25 protein-coding genes and 1 pseudogene are annotated in these 13974 nt (G+C 60.5%); 22 read left to right on the plus strand and 4 right to left on the minus strand.

Going from position 1 to position 13974, the window contains the following annotated elements; genetic code table 11:
• Window positions 1-2: 2 nt before the first annotated feature.
• Window positions 3-425 carry a hypothetical protein gene (locus tag FEZ63_RS02585; protein ID WP_150942070.1) on the minus strand — a complete coding sequence of 141 codons (423 nt, stop codon included), beginning with the start codon at window positions 423-425 and terminating at the stop codon, window positions 3-5.
• A gap of 100 nt (window positions 426-525) precedes the next feature.
• Window positions 526-780: a hypothetical protein gene (locus FEZ63_RS02590; RefSeq protein ID WP_150942071.1), complete on the minus strand. Its 255-nt coding sequence runs from the start codon at window positions 778-780 to the stop codon at window positions 526-528.
• A 129-nt stretch (window positions 781-909) separates the two neighbouring features.
• Between FEZ63_RS02590 and FEZ63_RS02595 the strand changes: the two genes are divergently transcribed.
• From FEZ63_RS02595 to FEZ63_RS26135, 22 genes and pseudogenes are all read left to right on the plus strand, one after another.
• Entirely contained in the window at window positions 910-1638 is a 729-nt protein-coding gene (locus tag FEZ63_RS02595) for a LexA family transcriptional regulator (RefSeq protein WP_150942072.1), read from the plus strand.
• A gap of 623 nt (window positions 1639-2261) precedes the next feature.
• The gene (locus FEZ63_RS24775; protein ID WP_153245848.1) at window positions 2262-2399 is read left to right on the plus strand and encodes a hypothetical protein; all 138 of its coding nucleotides are present in this window, start codon (window positions 2262-2264) and stop codon (window positions 2397-2399) included.
• Window positions 2396-2608 carry a hypothetical protein gene (locus FEZ63_RS02600; protein WP_150942073.1) on the plus strand — a complete coding sequence of 71 codons (213 nt, stop codon included), beginning with the start codon at window positions 2396-2398 and terminating at the stop codon, window positions 2606-2608. The genes FEZ63_RS24775 and FEZ63_RS02600 overlap by 4 nt, the downstream gene beginning before the upstream one ends.
• Window positions 2609-2635: 27 nt before the next feature.
• The gene (locus FEZ63_RS02605) at window positions 2636-3007 is read left to right on the plus strand and encodes a hypothetical protein (protein WP_150942074.1); all 372 of its coding nucleotides are present in this window, start codon (window positions 2636-2638) and stop codon (window positions 3005-3007) included.
• Complete coding sequence (locus tag FEZ63_RS02610) at window positions 3004-3933, plus strand: YqaJ viral recombinase family nuclease (RefSeq protein ID WP_150942075.1); 930 nt, start codon at window positions 3004-3006, stop codon at window positions 3931-3933. The genes FEZ63_RS02605 and FEZ63_RS02610 overlap by 4 nt, the downstream gene beginning before the upstream one ends.
• Window positions 3934-3942: 9 nt before the next feature.
• Window positions 3943-4191 carry a hypothetical protein gene (locus tag FEZ63_RS02615; RefSeq protein ID WP_150942076.1) on the plus strand — a complete coding sequence of 83 codons (249 nt, stop codon included), beginning with the start codon at window positions 3943-3945 and terminating at the stop codon, window positions 4189-4191.
• Window positions 4188-4946 carry a hypothetical protein gene (locus FEZ63_RS02620; RefSeq protein ID WP_150942077.1) on the plus strand — a complete coding sequence of 253 codons (759 nt, stop codon included), beginning with the start codon at window positions 4188-4190 and terminating at the stop codon, window positions 4944-4946. Before FEZ63_RS02615 ends, FEZ63_RS02620 begins: the two co-directional genes overlap by 4 nt.
• Window positions 4943-5326 carry a hypothetical protein gene (locus FEZ63_RS02625; RefSeq protein ID WP_150942078.1) on the plus strand — a complete coding sequence of 128 codons (384 nt, stop codon included), beginning with the start codon at window positions 4943-4945 and terminating at the stop codon, window positions 5324-5326. The genes FEZ63_RS02620 and FEZ63_RS02625 overlap by 4 nt, the downstream gene beginning before the upstream one ends.
• A complete protein-coding gene (locus FEZ63_RS02630; RefSeq protein ID WP_244622604.1) occupies window positions 5323-6480 on the plus strand; it encodes a recombinase RecT in 1158 nt (385 codons plus the stop codon). Before FEZ63_RS02625 ends, FEZ63_RS02630 begins: the two co-directional genes overlap by 4 nt.
• Window positions 6480-6803, plus strand: a complete 324-nt coding sequence (locus FEZ63_RS02635; protein ID WP_150942079.1) for a hypothetical protein — start codon at window positions 6480-6482, stop codon at window positions 6801-6803. The genes FEZ63_RS02630 and FEZ63_RS02635 overlap by 1 nt, the downstream gene beginning before the upstream one ends.
• Complete coding sequence (locus FEZ63_RS02640; RefSeq protein ID WP_162419650.1) at window positions 6793-7473, plus strand: exonuclease domain-containing protein; 681 nt, start codon at window positions 6793-6795, stop codon at window positions 7471-7473. Before FEZ63_RS02635 ends, FEZ63_RS02640 begins: the two co-directional genes overlap by 11 nt.
• Complete coding sequence (locus FEZ63_RS02645; protein WP_150942081.1) at window positions 7473-7733, plus strand: hypothetical protein; 261 nt, start codon at window positions 7473-7475, stop codon at window positions 7731-7733. The genes FEZ63_RS02640 and FEZ63_RS02645 overlap by 1 nt, the downstream gene beginning before the upstream one ends.
• A 79-nt stretch (window positions 7734-7812) precedes the next feature.
• Entirely contained in the window at window positions 7813-8217 is a 405-nt protein-coding gene (locus FEZ63_RS02650; RefSeq protein ID WP_150942082.1) for a hypothetical protein, read from the plus strand.
• Window positions 8210-8473: a hypothetical protein gene (locus tag FEZ63_RS02655; RefSeq protein WP_150942083.1), complete on the plus strand. Its 264-nt coding sequence runs from the start codon at window positions 8210-8212 to the stop codon at window positions 8471-8473. Before FEZ63_RS02650 ends, FEZ63_RS02655 begins: the two co-directional genes overlap by 8 nt.
• Complete coding sequence (locus tag FEZ63_RS02660; protein ID WP_150942084.1) at window positions 8473-9573, plus strand: ATP-dependent DNA helicase; 1101 nt, start codon at window positions 8473-8475, stop codon at window positions 9571-9573. Before FEZ63_RS02655 ends, FEZ63_RS02660 begins: the two co-directional genes overlap by 1 nt.
• A gap of 10 nt (window positions 9574-9583) precedes the next feature.
• Window positions 9584-10102, plus strand: a complete 519-nt coding sequence (gene ssb / locus FEZ63_RS02665) for a single-stranded DNA-binding protein (RefSeq protein ID WP_150942085.1) — start codon at window positions 9584-9586, stop codon at window positions 10100-10102.
• Window positions 10103-10283: 181 nt separating this feature from the next.
• Window positions 10284-10754 carry a J domain-containing protein gene (locus FEZ63_RS02670; protein ID WP_244622605.1) on the plus strand — a complete coding sequence of 157 codons (471 nt, stop codon included), beginning with the start codon at window positions 10284-10286 and terminating at the stop codon, window positions 10752-10754.
• On the plus strand, window positions 10751-10939 hold the full coding sequence (locus tag FEZ63_RS02675; protein ID WP_150942087.1) for a hypothetical protein: 189 nt from the start codon (window positions 10751-10753) through the stop codon (window positions 10937-10939). The genes FEZ63_RS02670 and FEZ63_RS02675 overlap by 4 nt, the downstream gene beginning before the upstream one ends.
• Window positions 10940-10962: 23 nt before the next feature.
• Window positions 10963-11295, plus strand: coding sequence for a hypothetical protein (locus FEZ63_RS02680; protein ID WP_150942088.1), 333 nt, complete (start codon window positions 10963-10965; stop codon window positions 11293-11295).
• Window positions 11292-12008, plus strand: a complete 717-nt coding sequence (locus tag FEZ63_RS02685; RefSeq protein WP_150942089.1) for a hypothetical protein — start codon at window positions 11292-11294, stop codon at window positions 12006-12008. The genes FEZ63_RS02680 and FEZ63_RS02685 overlap by 4 nt, the downstream gene beginning before the upstream one ends.
• Complete coding sequence (locus FEZ63_RS02690; protein WP_150942090.1) at window positions 12005-12676, plus strand: hypothetical protein; 672 nt, start codon at window positions 12005-12007, stop codon at window positions 12674-12676. The genes FEZ63_RS02685 and FEZ63_RS02690 overlap by 4 nt, the downstream gene beginning before the upstream one ends.
• A gap of 9 nt (window positions 12677-12685) precedes the next feature.
• A pseudogene (locus FEZ63_RS26135) lies at window positions 12686-12883 on the plus strand (HNH endonuclease); the annotation flags it as partial.
• A 123-nt stretch (window positions 12884-13006) separates the two neighbouring features.
• Here FEZ63_RS26135 and FEZ63_RS25415 read toward each other — a convergent pair.
• Together FEZ63_RS25415 and FEZ63_RS02705 are read right to left on the minus strand one after the other, a co-directional pair.
• On the minus strand, window positions 13007-13252 hold the full coding sequence (locus FEZ63_RS25415) for a superinfection immunity protein (protein ID WP_150942092.1): 246 nt from the start codon (window positions 13250-13252) through the stop codon (window positions 13007-13009).
• Between the two features lie 29 nt (window positions 13253-13281).
• Window positions 13282-13920: a hypothetical protein gene (locus tag FEZ63_RS02705; protein ID WP_150942093.1), complete on the minus strand. Its 639-nt coding sequence runs from the start codon at window positions 13918-13920 to the stop codon at window positions 13282-13284.
• Between the last annotated feature and the right edge of the window lie 54 nt (window positions 13921-13974).

Here is a 13974-nt window from a genome sequence, read left to right on the forward strand (position 1 = left end):
GATCAACCCTCGTCCTTGCCCATCGAGTCGAAGGCGTTCTCATCTTCCTTTCGCTTATCGGCAGCGGTGACGGCGGCCGCGCCGAGCGGAAGATCAGCGAAGTCGCCGAGGGCGCTCCGCATCAACTCCGCCTGGTCGGCGTCGTCGGCCTCAAGTTCGGAGCGCGTTGCGGCAATCTTCCGCGAGAGGTCGATCTCTTTCAGGACGGCCTTCAGCGGCTTGGTCGCGATTCCGCGGGACTTAGCCTCTTCGATGAGTCCGCGCTTACTGTCCGCAATGTCGCGAGCGCGCTTCATGTAGACGCCCTTGGCGGACGCTAACTCGTCGTTCAGTTCATCGAAGCGATGGACGATGTCATTCAGCACGGTCGCGTCGAATCCGTTCGTGCTTGCCTGCTTTTTCGCAGCGCGTGGCTTACGGGCCATGGTCTTCTCCTGGTCGTGGCGTGCGTGCCCGTTGCGTGCGAACGGCCGCGGTTTGCGTCAGGTTGGGGAGAAGGCTCGACCGCAGCGCCGAGCCGGGTCGCTAGGCGGCTTCGCGGGCCTGGATGTCCGGGGGAATCGGGGGACCGTCGAGCAGCCACTCGTCCTTCCACGGCAGAGAGCGAGAAATGGCGCAATCACGAAGGAGGCGAAGTTTGTCGATGCGCGGCTCTGGCGCGCCGCTCTTTTCCCACTTGCAAACCGTCGCCTGCGAAACCCGCATAATCGCCGCCATGTCGGCTTGGTCAGTCCGGAAGAGGTGATGGCGGAAACGCTCAATGATCGTCATGTCAGACACGGGGATCTCCGAAGTGATCCCTCATTAGTATAGGACTACGAATACCCAGGCAACTAAAAATATTCGAGCACGAAATTATTCTTTTTGGTATAACTCCGCATAACCAGGAAAGCGGCTTGCGACAGGAGGTTGATCGAAAACATGAATGAAACAGAAGAGGGCGCCGCGGAGGCGATCGTCAGGCGGATGAAATTCCTCATGAGCCGTGGCGTCACACAAACTACGCTGGGGACCGCGGCTGATATCTCACAGCCGACCATCTCGAAGTGGCTGAACCTCGAGAAACCGAAGATGACCTATGAGAACGCCGTGAAGATGGACCGCGCACTACGAGTGTTCGAGGAAAAGATCTTGGGCAATGGGGATCGGATCGAGCCAACCCCACCACACCCGCGCGATCCCGAGCCGGAGCCGAACGGCGTATTCGCCGGCGCCGTCCGCTTTGCCCCAGAGCGTTTGCCGATTTTTGGAGAGGCCGTAGCAGGCGACGACGGGATGTTTGAGTTCAACGGGCAGGTAATAGATACGATCGGCCGGCCGCCTAACCTGGCGAGCGTGAAATCCGCCTATGGGGTCTATGTTCGAGGCACGTCGATGTATCCTCGGTACAACGAAGGCGAAGTCGTGCACGTGAACCCGGTAAAGCCTGCCCGACCTGGGCACGATGTCCTCGTTCAAATACTGCCGGAAGTCGAAGGCGACCCACCTCTCGGATTCATCAAGCGCCTGGTGAAGCGAGAGGGCCACGAGCTTATCCTCGAGCAGCTGAATCCGCCCGAGGGACAGGACCGGCTAATGCGCTTTCCACAGGAGCGGGTTCATTCCGTGCACCGGATCGTCGGTATGTCGGAGGACTAGGCCAGGACGCCCGAATGACGAAGTTGTCGGCAAGACCTCCGTCCTGTTTGCACGTCCGGCAATATAGGCGTCGATAGAGGTCATCGATCGTTGTGAGACCACGATCTTTGAGGTCGTCCAGTCCATGCCGATGGATCTCCTTCGATCGCCCGCAGTCATCGCATGTGATTTCGATCGACACGGCTCGATCCAGCCTGCCATCCCATCTTCTCGCACTCACGCTCTCACCCAACCGGTCGGTAATGTTCCGTTAATGTTCACGTTACGGAAAGGGAGACGAGCGAGTCGAGTCGAAGATGCGCCTGTGAGTATTTTCCACAGGTTGTCCACAGAGCGCCTCCGTCAGGGCGCGGCTGCTGGCTCTCGGCAGCAACCAATCCTGCGCGCGAGGATATTAACTACGCGGGCACGCGCGTAAGAGATCAAACTTAAAATAGATATCATTCGATTAGTCGGTCACGGATCGTTTGGACGAGGTAGGGCGCCTTAAGCGCCCCTATAACCTCATTCGCCATCTATAATTTGTTGCTTGCTCGAAAAATAATATTCGTGAAGGCAATAATTTCTCTTGCATGAATATTCTTGCTCGCATAATCTCTCGTCATCACAAGCGAGAGACGCACATGCGCCGCACCAAAAAGCTTCCAACGTTCTCCCTGTCGACCCCCGCCGAAACCCGCTTAAAATCCTTCGACCTCGTCGCCGGTGGAACCCTCGTGGTCGGCTGCATCGTGGCAATCAGCCTCGTGTTCTTCGCATGAGCGATAACTTCGAGGCGCTCGGCGAAATCGTGCGGCGCATCGTGCCGACCACAACTACCTTCCGCGCCAAAAACGAGAGCATCGACGACACCCACGTTGTCGTCAGCCTCCCACGCGTGAGGTTCCTCGATAGCGACCCGGCCTTTGAGGCCCGAATGGCTGCTGTGGACGATCAGATCCGCGCGCACCGACTTTCCCGCTTTCTCTGAACCGCACACCCCAACCAGGAGGCATCGGTGACAAATACCGATCCAACGAACGGCACGATTGACTCCGCCGAAATCAACATCGCTCGCGGATTTATCCTCGAGAGCACGATCGCCATAAACGACGGCACGAGTACGCAACTTTTCGGTGGCTTCATCCTCGGTGGAACTCCGGGTTCCAAAGCTGGCGGACACGAAACGTCGCCGAACTCATGCGCCGAGTGGATCGTGAGCATCATGTCAGCCGCCGAGGCCGTCCGGTGGTCTGATCTCCGAGGGCGCGCCGTTCGATTTAAGCGCGATGAGACCGGCGAGATCGTCGCTATCGGTCACATCACTAGCGATGATCATTGGTTCGAGCCGGCAGCGGTGTTCGGGTCGTGGAAAGCGAGCCGGTCATGAGCATCCAGCGCATTCCAGCGGGCGACCGCAACACCTGGCTCGAGCTTCGACAGAAGGACGTCACGGCCTCGGCCGTAGCGGCACTGCTCGACGTCCATCCCTTCATTACCGGCTATGAACTTTGGGCTCTGAAGACAGGAGTCATCCACGAGGATCCGGAAGAGACACCGGAGATGCAGCGCGGTCGCCTGCTGGAACCTGTCGCCGTCCAACTCATGCGAGAGACGACGGATTGGAAGATCACCCACAACACAGGCGCCGACCAAGTCTACCTCCGCGACCCGGCTATACGTCTCGGCGCGACGATCGACGTCTTTGCGGTCGACAATCTCGGCAGTCCCGGCGTCGTCCAGATCAAGAGCGTCGCGCCGCAAGTGTTCAAATCGAAGTGGCACAACGAGGCGGGCGAGCTTGAAGCCCCTATCGGTGTGGTGCTTCAGGCACTCACCGAAGCGGACCTCGCCGGCGCCGAATGGGCGGCGGTCGCGCCTCTGGTCGTCGGCTTCGGTCTGGATATGCCGCTTTGCCACATCCCGATCAACAAGGGCGCGATGGAGCGCGTTCGGGAGGCGGTCGTCGACTTCTGGCAGATGATCGCGGAAGGCCGCGAACCGGAGCCTGATTGGAACAAGGACGACGCGCTCCTGAATCGTCTCGGCAAAACCGACAACGGAACCGAGGTCAACCTGTCGGGCGACAACCGTCTCGTCGAGTTGCTCCACGAGCGCACGATCCTCAAGGCCGAAATCAAGGAGCAAGAGGGCCGGGTGAAGGAGATCAACGAAGAGATCGTCCAGAAACTCGGTCCTCACGAGCGGGCCTACGTCCCCGGATTCAGCGTGCGCCGGCCGACAATCGAGCGGCGCGGATACACGGTCCAGCCCACCACCTATCGCCAACTCACCGTCAAAGCCCTCAACAGCTAGGAGACCACGTTGCCGTATCACGACTCCGCCTACAACCAAGCGACGCTGGATGCTCACCCTGGCAAGAACCCTCACCACGTTGAGGGTAGGGGCTACGTCTGGGTCATCTTCCGCAGCGCGATCACGACGGTGACCGGCGAAGTTCGGGACCTAATCGGGGTCCGCGATCAATCCCGCTGGATGCCGCACGTCGGCAACCGCGAAGCGACGCGTCACGAGCGGCAGTTGGCGCGCCGTCTCGCGAGGGCGAACCCATGACCGCCGCAATGGAGGCCGGGATCGGCCACAACAAACCGCCCTCGTTAATCGAGCAACTCGGCGAAACCTATGTCGATGAGATCAAGGAGCTAGACGAGGTCGCCAAGCGCGCCGATGAAGCGCCTAAAGAGGTCAAGAGCGACGCGGATGTCGCGACCGTTGGCGATATCGCGAAAGATGCGCGCAAACTGTTCAAAGAGTTGGACAAGCACCGCGACAATGAGGGGCGTCCCCACCTCACCGCCAAGCGCGAGATCGACGGGTTCTTCAAGGTTCACCTCGAGCGTTTGAGCCACATGATGGATGTCCTCGAAGCGAGGGCGACTGCTTACCAGCGCAGGAAGCTCGCCGAAGCACGCGCTGCACAAGAGGCCGAGTCCCGGCGCCTCCGCGAGGAAGAGGATCGGCAGCGCGAGATCGCTCGGCAGGAGGCGGAACGGAACCGCCCGAATGCAGCCTTGAAGCACGTAAACAAAGCGGAGGATCTTGGGGAGCGAGCCGAGATTGCAGAAGCCGCGGCGACCGTGAGCAACGCCGACCTCACCCGCGTCCGGTCCGAGTCCGGAACAGTCGTCGGATCTCGCACCGAATGGAAGGGCGAGATCCTGTCCATGGACGAGATCGACCTCGACAAGCTTCGTCCGTTCCTCAAGCGCGAGGACGTCCAGAAGGCGCTCAACACATACGTCCGCATGGGAAATCGCACGCTCACCGGCGCCAGGATATTCGAGGACGTGAAGGCAAACTTCCGATGAGCGACGCGCCGCGCATGCACCCGATTCTGGTCTACGTCGACAACGGTCACTTCGCCGTCTCACAAGACGGAAAGTCTTCGGAGCAACTTTGTTGGGGCGAGATGGTCGAGCAGGTGGTCATGCTCTCCCACCCAAAGATCCGGCAAGAGCGATTCCAGATGCTCTCGTCTGCGGACAGAGAGAAGCAGGAGGCCGAACGAGCGGGCCGCATTCCGCTCGAACGTCGGATGGTCAACGTTCAACTCACCTACCGCGAGGCGAAGGAGTTTTTCGAGGCTCTGTCCGACGCTCTGGCACTCGCACCTCCGGCCCGACTCGGCACAGTCCGAATGCTGGCCGCCGAACTCAAGAACGCAATCGAAGAAGTGGAAAAGCTGTGAGCCAGGAAGTTCAAACCATCGAACAACGCATTGAAGGCAAGGTCGACCGCGAGACGACCGGCCAGTTGGCGATCTCGGACCGTCTCGGCGGCATGGTCTTCGCCAACATGAACGAGGTGATGGAGTTCGGCAAACTCATGTCGATCTCTCAGGTCGCCGTCAGGAAGCACCTTCGCGGCAACCCGGGCGCGTGCCTGGCCGTGTGCATCCAGGCGATCGAGTGGCGCATGTCGCCATACGCCGTCGCGAACAAGAGCTACGCGGTGAACGACCAACTCGCCTTTGAGGCGCAGTTGATCCACGCGGTGATCCTGCAGCGCGCGCCTATCAAGGGTCGTGTGAAATCGGAATACAAGGGTGAGGGCGACAGCCGCACCCTCCGCGTCTGGGCCGAGTTGAGCGATGGGTCGGGTGAAATCGTCGATTACGAGTCGCCGCTGTTCGGGAAGATCCAGCCGAAGAACTCTCCGCTCTGGAAGAACGATCCCGACCAACAGCTTCACTACTATTCGGTTCGCGCGTGGTGCCGTCGCCATTTCCCCGACGTGATCCTCGGCGTCTACGCTCGCGACGAGCTTGAGCCGGCCCGCGACGACTACCAAGATGATGTGCGGGAGATCAACCCGCCGTCGCTCTCGACTGCCCAGAAGCTCGATCGCATCGCATCGACCAGGCGGACGAACCAAACTATCGACCATGAGGCCGAGACGGGGAGGGTCCGAGGCCACACCGCCGAATTCGCCGAAGCCGATCGCGTGGTGGCCGAAGACGGGCGTGTCATCAAGGACGTGGAGATGGCCGACACCCGCGAACGGCAGCGCGAGGATGAGCGATCCGAGCAGGATCAGCCCGAGCCTGTGCGGGATACCCGTCCTGCACAACAGGACGCGGCAGAAACTACTGAGCACCCGTCCGAAGACGGTGAGCAGACCGCGATCGACAACGAGATCGAGAACATTCTCACCAACCAACTCGATCACTCGCCCAAGGGCATCGACACGAGCGATTTGCATCAGCTTCGCGCTTACGTCTCCGGCATGGCGGCGAAGGGCAAGGGCAGGGCGATCGGTGCCGTACCGCGAGACCTCGACGAAGTGGAGCGCGCCGCCTGGCAGGCCGGTCACAAGGCCGGTCCTGGGAAGGGGGAACGGTGATGGCGATCTATGTTCGGGAAGGCGACGTCGTGCTCGTGCGGGGGACGGTGACGCTCACCGGCCTCGGCGAGACCAAGGAGGTCGGCCTCACCGTTAACGGCACCCCCGTTTATCTGAAGCCAGACGAGATCGTGAAGGTCGATCGCCGTCACTACGCCATCGGCGACCAAGTCGCGAGCAAGAACCACTTCGGCAAGATCCTCGCCATCAACGACCCCGATAAGGAGAGGATCCGGCAGTTCTTCGTCGTTGATCCAGATGGGTACGCCGCCACGATCTTGGAGTGCGACCTCCTTCCGCCGGAGAACCCCGATGCTGCTTAGAGTCATCGACACGGAAACGACAGGCATTCCCGATGAGGATGACGGTCACGCGCTGGTGGAGGTCGGCTGTTGCGACATCGTCGACGGCGTCGTCGGAACGCCTCGATCGATGCTCGTAAACCCTCGGCGTCCAATCTCGGTCGGCGCAATGGCAACCCATCACATCACCGACGATGACGTGGAGAATGCGCCGCCGATCGACGCTGGATTGAAAATGCTCATGGAGGGCAATCCGGATTATTTCTTCGCTCACAAGGCGGAGTTCGACGAACAATTCTTCGGCGCCGGTGGCGCGACGATCATCTGCACATGGAAGGCGGCGCTCCGGCTCTACCCGGACTCAGAGCGGCACACCAACCAGTATCTTCGATACGAGTTGGGCCTCGATGTCGACCGCGTCCTTGCGGACCCTCCGCACCGAGCCGGTGCCGATGCATACGTCACTGCTCATCTGCTTCACAGGATGTTCGATGACGGCGCCTCGATCGAGGACATGCTGCGATGGTCCAAAGGCCATCCTCTCTTCCCGAAGATCGGATTCGGTAAGCACTTCGGAAAGCGATGGGAGGATGTCGATATCGGCTACCTCAACTGGATCATCGGGACCGAGGACATGGACCCCGCAGTCAAAGCCAATGCCCGCCACCATCTCAAACTGAGGGGACGGTAATGGCAGTTCGCCTCGTGACGTTTTCCAGCGTCGATGCTCCGGAGTCCGAGCGGTGGATTGGGTTCTTCTACCAACACGACGTCAAAGGGCCCGGTGAAAAACGTCTTCCACTCGTCGTCGCCGGTGTCGACGAGGTGACAGTCACCGAGCGCGCATGGACCTGGTGGGCCGACGAGCAGACGCGGCTCGGATTGATCAAGCTTCGCCGACAGGACCGCAGGACGAAGGCGAAGGAGGTCCGGGAGGCCACGGCGACATGATCCTCGCGCTCATTCTCCGCCGGCGCAGTCGGCCGCCGCGCGTCAACCCAAAGATCCAAGTCAACGGAAGGCACATCTCATGGTCTATTCCCGCCCCACGGCAATCGAACTCGGCACCGAAGTGCTCGACGACCTCGGCAATCAGTACGGTCAACTCGCTATCCACACGGCGCGGGTAATCACAGCGCAGAACCTTGTGCTCGAGACCGCCTCGAAACGTGGCGAGGTGACGTTCATTGACCCTCGAGTCTCTGTCGCGTTGGCCCTTGCCCAGGCGTCGATCGACATTCTGTTCACGACGGATCCGGGCAGGGTCCTTACCGAAGCTGTTGCGGCCATCGGCGCCCACGATGGCATCTTCCTGATCGAGGAAGCTGAAGCCAAGCGGAAAGGCGAGAGCATCACCTTGAGCAACGACGACGTGGCGGACATCAACTCGATCGCCACCATGCTCGCACCGCGCAAGGTCGGCTCCCATGAGTGAAGATCCAGCCATCAGGCACCTCCGCGACGCAATCACTGCAGCGACGGCTCGCTACATGGAGCGGTCGCCCAGGAGCGCGTCGGATGCCGGAAGCATCATCCTCACTGTCCTCCTGACAGAGGCCGGGACGGCGATGGCGGCTGTGGCTCTCGCCGGCGATCACAACGAAGACAAGATCAACCGCACGCTCCACCGGGCCCAACAGGCTCTCGCCCTGTCCGTCCAGCGGGCGCTCGAGGTGGGAGTGCGGCGGTAATGCCGGATTGGTCGCCACAACAGGAGTCCGCCCTAAAGGACGTTCGCCGGTGGCTCGCGGACAAGGGCGGCAGGCAATTCTTCTACCTGGCTGGCTTCGCCGGGACGGGAAAGACGACGCTCGCGAAGGAGATGGCGGAAGGCGTTGCTGGATGCGTTCTCTACGGCGCGTTCACGGGCAAGGCGGCGCTCGTGCTGCAGCGGAAAGGCTGCGTTGGAGCGTCGACGATCCACTCGATGATCTACACCGTGCAGAGAGGGAAGGGCGGTATCGCCGAATTTGTTCTGAACGTTGATAGCCCGGTGAACGGTGCGGCCCTCGTCATCATCGACGAGGTCTCGATGGTCTCGGAAGAACTGGCACGAGATCTGCTCTCGTTCGGTACTCGAGTCCTCGTGCTCGGAGATCCGGCGCAGTTGCCGCCGGTCCGAGGGACCGGGTACTTCACGAGCGGCGAGCCGGACGTGATGCTCACAGAGGTCCACCGCCAGGCGCGCGACAATCCGATCATTCGTCTCTCAATGGATGTGCGCGAAGGACGGTCGCTCGACATCGGATCCTACGGCAACAGCAAGGTCATCCGCCGCGGTCAGGTCGACCAGGCCGAGGTCATGAAGGCTGACCAGGTGCTCGTCGGAAAGAACCTCACGCGCCGGACATACAACGGCCGGATGCGCGAACTGCAGAACTTCAAAGGCACCTACCCGGTCGTTGGGGAGCGCCTCGTGTGCCTGCGCAACAACAAGGAAAAGGGCCTCTTGAACGGCGGCCTCTGGAAGGTGGCAAAACGGGTCTCAGCGACCGCCAAGGGCATCAATCTCATCGTTGAGCCGGACGACGCCGGCATGGCGGTTCGAGCCACAGACGTCCGAATCCACCCGTACCTCTTCGAGGGTCGAGAGACCGAATTGGATTGGAAGGAAAAGCGCAAGTTCGACGAGTTCGATTTTGGCTACGCGCTCACCGTCCACAAGTCCCAGGGCTCGCAATGGGACAACGTCTATCTCTTCGACGAGAGCGGTTCGTTCGGCGAGCACCAGAGCAATCACCTCTACACGGGCCTCACGCGTGCGGCCGAGCAGATCACGATCGTAGTTTAGGAAACGCAACATGGCCGGCACACTCAACGAAGTTTCGATCATCGGAAACCTGGGGAGAGACCCCGAAGTCCGGCGGCTTGGAAACGGGAATCCTGTCGTAAGCTTTTCGGTCGCCTGCACCGAGTCGTGGAAGGACAAGCAAACCGGAGAGCGCAAGGAGGCGACCGAATGGATCAACGTCGTCATCTACAACGAGAACATAGCGCGCGTGGCTGAGCAGTATCTTCGGAAGGGATCGAAAGCCTTCATCCGAGGAAAGTTCAAAACCCGCAAATGGGAAAAGGACGGCCAGAAGCATTACTCGTCCGAGGTTGTGATCGAAAACTTCGGGGGCACTTTGCTTCTGCTCAGCGGCCGGGATGAAAACGGCGGCGGCTCGCGCGATCGCGATGACGATCGTGGCTATGACCGAGGATCCAGCCGCGGCGGTGACTTCGGAAGCTCATCACCTATGGAACGCCGTCCGGCGCCCGGCTTTTCCGGCGGCGGATCTCGGTACGGCGACATCGACGACGACATCCCGTTCTAAAACCCATTTCCTCCTACCCTACGAGGTCTAAATGACGACGGCATATCCCCTCTCTTGGCCCTTGGCTCGCCCGAGGACCATCAATCGGAAGACGGCCTCTTTCAACAAGAGGGTCGACACCGGGAAAGGATGGTCTGCCTCCAAGGAGTTGTCGGTTGCAGACGCGACGAGGCGATTGCAGTTGGAACTCGATCGACTTGGCGCCCGCGACTACATCCTTTCGTCCAACCTGGCGCTGCGCCTGGACGGCCTTCCGAGGTCGGATCAGGCGACGCCCTCCGACCCTGGTGTTGCGCTTTACTTTTCTCTGAAGAACGTCCCGCATTGCCTGCCGTGTGACACATTCCTTCGGGTCGCTGACAACATCGCGGCAATTGCGAAGCACATCGAAGCGACTCGTGCGATCGAGCGGTACGGCGTGGCCTCGATCAAAGAGATGTTTGCGGGATTCGCAGCGCTCCCGGCACCGGCTGGACAACGGCCGTGGCGGGAGGTTCTTGGTTGGCGACAGAGCCACGTTCCAGACATGCAGGATATCCAGACGCGATATCGAAAACTCACCAAGGAATGCCACCCCGACAACGGTGGCACTCACGAAAAGATGTCCGAACTAAACCGCGCTCGAGACGAGGCGCTGAAGGAGGTTTCGTGAGGGTTCGCGATTGGATCAAGGACGCGGGGAAGCTGCACTTCTCCGTTTGCGGCGACGAGGTGAACTTCTCGGTCGGTTGGTTTTGGATCGCCGCCCTGATCCTCGCGCTCATCCTGACCGGCTGCGCCGCACCCTGTGGCCGCCCGATTGACGGCAAACCCGCCTGCTGGATGCGGGACAACTGAAAGGAAAATTTGTGCCGAACAAAATGAGCGACGAAAGGGTCATCGCCCTATCCGACCTTCACCGGATCATGGTGGAGGTAGGCGGCCCCCGTCCGAAAGTCGGGATCGTTGAACCCGCGTGGAATATCGACGGTTTTGAGTTTATGCGCCGGCTCGAGGCAACGGCCTTCAGAAAAGAGCACGAGATCGAGCGCCTGACTCGAGAGCGCGATGCGGCCCGCGAAGATCTCATCAACATGGGGAAGCCGAAGGTCTCGCCGCTTCCGGATGGCAGCGACGAACCTGACCATCTCCGCGACATTGACGATCAAGGAGACGCTTCATGGTTCCACGACCCCGACATGGGTGCGCGATGAGAGACCTTCCCATCATCTTCTCGGCTCCCATGGTTCGCGCGCTGCTCGCCGGCAACAAGACGCAAACGCGGCGGGTAATTGAACCCTACAAGCCGCAGCCAAGCGCAAAATCCGTTCCGGATGACCTGATCGCTGGCAAAACTGCGGTCAACGGCATCCTCGCTTATTCAACGTCCGGTTTTCGCCCACGCTACCGCGTCGGCGACCGCCTCTATGCCCGCGAGAACTTCATTGCGACGTGGGGCGATCGCTTCGGCGGTCGCGGCCTCCGGGTAGAGCACGGCGAGGTCAAACAAAAGAACGGGACGGTCGAGGCCATCACGCCGTCGAATCCGATCTTCGTGCTCTACAAAGCGAACTCCGACGACGTTCCTCATGTCCGCTGGCGCCCGTCCATCCACATGCCGCGTTGGGCTTCCCGCCTCACTCTCGTCGTGACCGGCGTCAAGGTCGAGCGGTTGCAGGATATCAGCCCTGAGGATGCGCGCGACGAGGGCGTTGAACGACGCAGCAAATTGGTTCGCCAGATGTGGCTTTTCGGGGCGGATCAGGCGGGTCGCGACGCGATCTATCTGCACGCCTGCATCTGGGAATACGAAAAGCTCTGGAATGAGATCAACGGCCCTGACGCCTGGTCTTCGAACCCTTGGGTCGCCGCCTACACCTTTACCGTTCACCGCTGCAACATTTCAGAGATGGGGAAACAGCCATGACGAGCATGACGGAACGCAAGCTGAAGTTCGCGATCGACGCGCTGGAAAAGATCGACGACATGCTAACTCCCATGAGCGAGAACAAGAGGCGGATTGCCGGCGACGCGCTCTACCTGATTGCGAACATGGACGAGTCCGCGGCTGCACCGGTTGGATCCGAGGCCATCGCCGCCGGCGACTTTGAGATGGGTCCGCTCATGCCTGTCGAGGAATTCGCGCAGATGGGAGTCGACGCGGTCAACTCCTTGCTGAAGGAGCGCGACGAGTTGCTAGCCGAGCGCGCCACGCTGATCGAGGAACGCGACGAAGCCCGCAAGGGATGGAGCGAGTTGGGACATGAGACCGCCGAGTGGGCTTCTCGTCTCGCCGAAATCACCGGTCGCGATCCTCGGTTGCCGGACAGGATGGGAGATTTTTGGGGTAAGTTCCAAGTCGGCGATAAGGTCTGGAAGCACACCGGCGATTATCAGCTTGCCGGCGAAGTCCGTGGGATTGCCCACACGATCCGAGGGCACAAGAGGCGCTACGTTGTCGAGCACGAAGCGGGTTTTCTGCACATCTACAGTGAGGCCAATCTCTGTCGCGTCTGCCCGTCGTGCGGAGCGCCGGAAACGCCGGCCAGCGATGCCAATGGGCTTCATCCCGATTGCCCGTTGCCGCGCCGGTAAGGCGCCGCAATGGGTTTGCAGAGAGACAAGAGAAGCAAACGCCGCCGACTCATGAAGGAACAGGATGGTCGTTGCATCTACTGCTCTGAGCCGATGGGCGAAGGGCGCCAGAGGCAAACCCTCGATCACATTATCCCGAAGGCGGAGGGCGGCACGCTACGGAACAGCAACATCGTCTTGGCTTGCCAGCCCTGCAATGTCGACCGCGCCCAGATGGATGCATTCGTTTACCTGATCCGGCGGCTCATGATCGAGTCTTGCGTCCGGCGCGGCATCCTAGTCGGGGCGAAGAAGCACCGCCGCCGCCAAGGAAAGATCAGACCGAGGCACCTAGGCCCGGTCGGCGGCGGCTTGCCTGGGAACGGTAAACGCCCACACCAAGGCGGCCACCCATCCGAGGAAGGTCCACCCGAGGAAGATATTGAGGATCAAGATGGCGGTGGCTTGCGGGTGACGGCGAGCCCTCGCGACGGTCGTCGGGAGGAAGTACAACCAAGCCGCGACGCCTAGGCCGAAGCCTATGACGATCGCCCATAGGACGAAGGAAAGGTCAATCTGCGCCAGAATCCCATCCATCTCGCCGCTCCATCTGTGTCGCTGCCAGCCTACTGCCCATCAGGCTCCTGTATCAATCCATCCCAATTTCCTAGAAGGCCGCCTCCCGCAAGTGCCCCGAGCCCGCCGCCGAAAAAGGTTCGTTCTTTAGAAATCGCCCGCAGCATCTCCGACCTTGTTTTCCGCTTTAGCAGATCAGGCCCCATAGGCTGAATCTCGCGGCATAGGCGAAAAATATTTCGGATTTTCTGGTGGGCCTGTTGTTTCGTCCACCGGATCAACGGCCTTTCGGCCTTGGTCCTCGCCCGGCTACGATAGAAGTCCACACCGCCTTCCGATGAGCCGAAGAACATGGAGTGCGCAAGCATGTTCCGGTCTGCCTCACCGAGGCCCTGGATCTGACCGAGAAGCTTTATGGCGCTTTTCTTCCATTCGTCCTCGTCCTCATCCGGTCCGTGCATGTTACACAAACACATCAGGATCGCGATCTTTCCCGAAAAGGGGATCAGATCAACAAGGGCGATTCTTTCCAGTGGCTCGATCCCTAGAGCCGTCTGAATTGCATCCCCAACGTCACTTTCGAGAAAGGCGAATGCCTGAAGGTATTCGCCAACGATGCGGTACGCCTCGGCGTTTTGTCCCTCTGTCGGGACGGCGGCGAGGTCGGCCAGAAATTCTTCTGAAGACATTGGGATCTCTCAGTCAATGCTCGGCGCCATGCTACGCTTGGATCGACGGCCGTG

Origin of the sequence: Microvirga brassicacearum (genome assembly GCF_008757455.1) — a bacterium.
Lineage (GTDB): Bacteria > Pseudomonadota > Alphaproteobacteria > Rhizobiales > Beijerinckiaceae > Microvirga > Microvirga brassicacearum.

Excerpts from the sequence above, each read along its gene's own strand:
- FEZ63_RS02585 (WP_150942070.1), bottom strand. The coding sequence starts at position 425 with ATGGCCCGTAAGCCACGCGCTGCGAAAAAGCAGGCAAGCACGAACGGA.
- FEZ63_RS24775 (WP_153245848.1), top strand. The coding sequence starts at position 2,262 with ATGCGCCGCACCAAAAAGCTTCCAACGTTCTCCCTGTCGACCCCCGCC.
- FEZ63_RS02600 (WP_150942073.1), top strand. The coding sequence starts at position 2,396 with ATGAGCGATAACTTCGAGGCGCTCGGCGAAATCGTGCGGCGCATCGTG.
- FEZ63_RS02610 (WP_150942075.1), top strand. The coding sequence starts at position 3,004 with ATGAGCATCCAGCGCATTCCAGCGGGCGACCGCAACACCTGGCTCGAG.
- FEZ63_RS02620 (WP_150942077.1), top strand. The coding sequence starts at position 4,188 with ATGACCGCCGCAATGGAGGCCGGGATCGGCCACAACAAACCGCCCTCG.
- FEZ63_RS02625 (WP_150942078.1), top strand. The coding sequence starts at position 4,943 with ATGAGCGACGCGCCGCGCATGCACCCGATTCTGGTCTACGTCGACAAC.
- FEZ63_RS02635 (WP_150942079.1), top strand. The coding sequence starts at position 6,480 with ATGGCGATCTATGTTCGGGAAGGCGACGTCGTGCTCGTGCGGGGGACG.
- FEZ63_RS02640 (WP_162419650.1), top strand. The coding sequence starts at position 6,793 with ATGCTGCTTAGAGTCATCGACACGGAAACGACAGGCATTCCCGATGAG.
- FEZ63_RS02645 (WP_150942081.1), top strand. The coding sequence starts at position 7,473 with ATGGCAGTTCGCCTCGTGACGTTTTCCAGCGTCGATGCTCCGGAGTCC.
- FEZ63_RS02650 (WP_150942082.1), top strand. The coding sequence starts at position 7,813 with ATGGTCTATTCCCGCCCCACGGCAATCGAACTCGGCACCGAAGTGCTC.
- FEZ63_RS02655 (WP_150942083.1), top strand. The coding sequence starts at position 8,210 with ATGAGTGAAGATCCAGCCATCAGGCACCTCCGCGACGCAATCACTGCA.
- FEZ63_RS02660 (WP_150942084.1), top strand. The coding sequence starts at position 8,473 with ATGCCGGATTGGTCGCCACAACAGGAGTCCGCCCTAAAGGACGTTCGC.
- ssb (WP_150942085.1), top strand. The coding sequence starts at position 9,584 with ATGGCCGGCACACTCAACGAAGTTTCGATCATCGGAAACCTGGGGAGA.
- FEZ63_RS02680 (WP_150942088.1), top strand. The coding sequence starts at position 10,963 with ATGAGCGACGAAAGGGTCATCGCCCTATCCGACCTTCACCGGATCATG.
- FEZ63_RS02685 (WP_150942089.1), top strand. The coding sequence starts at position 11,292 with ATGAGAGACCTTCCCATCATCTTCTCGGCTCCCATGGTTCGCGCGCTG.
- FEZ63_RS02690 (WP_150942090.1), top strand. The coding sequence starts at position 12,005 with ATGACGAGCATGACGGAACGCAAGCTGAAGTTCGCGATCGACGCGCTG.
- FEZ63_RS25415 (WP_150942092.1), bottom strand. The coding sequence starts at position 13,252 with ATGGATGGGATTCTGGCGCAGATTGACCTTTCCTTCGTCCTATGGGCG.
- FEZ63_RS02705 (WP_150942093.1), bottom strand. The coding sequence starts at position 13,920 with ATGTCTTCAGAAGAATTTCTGGCCGACCTCGCCGCCGTCCCGACAGAG.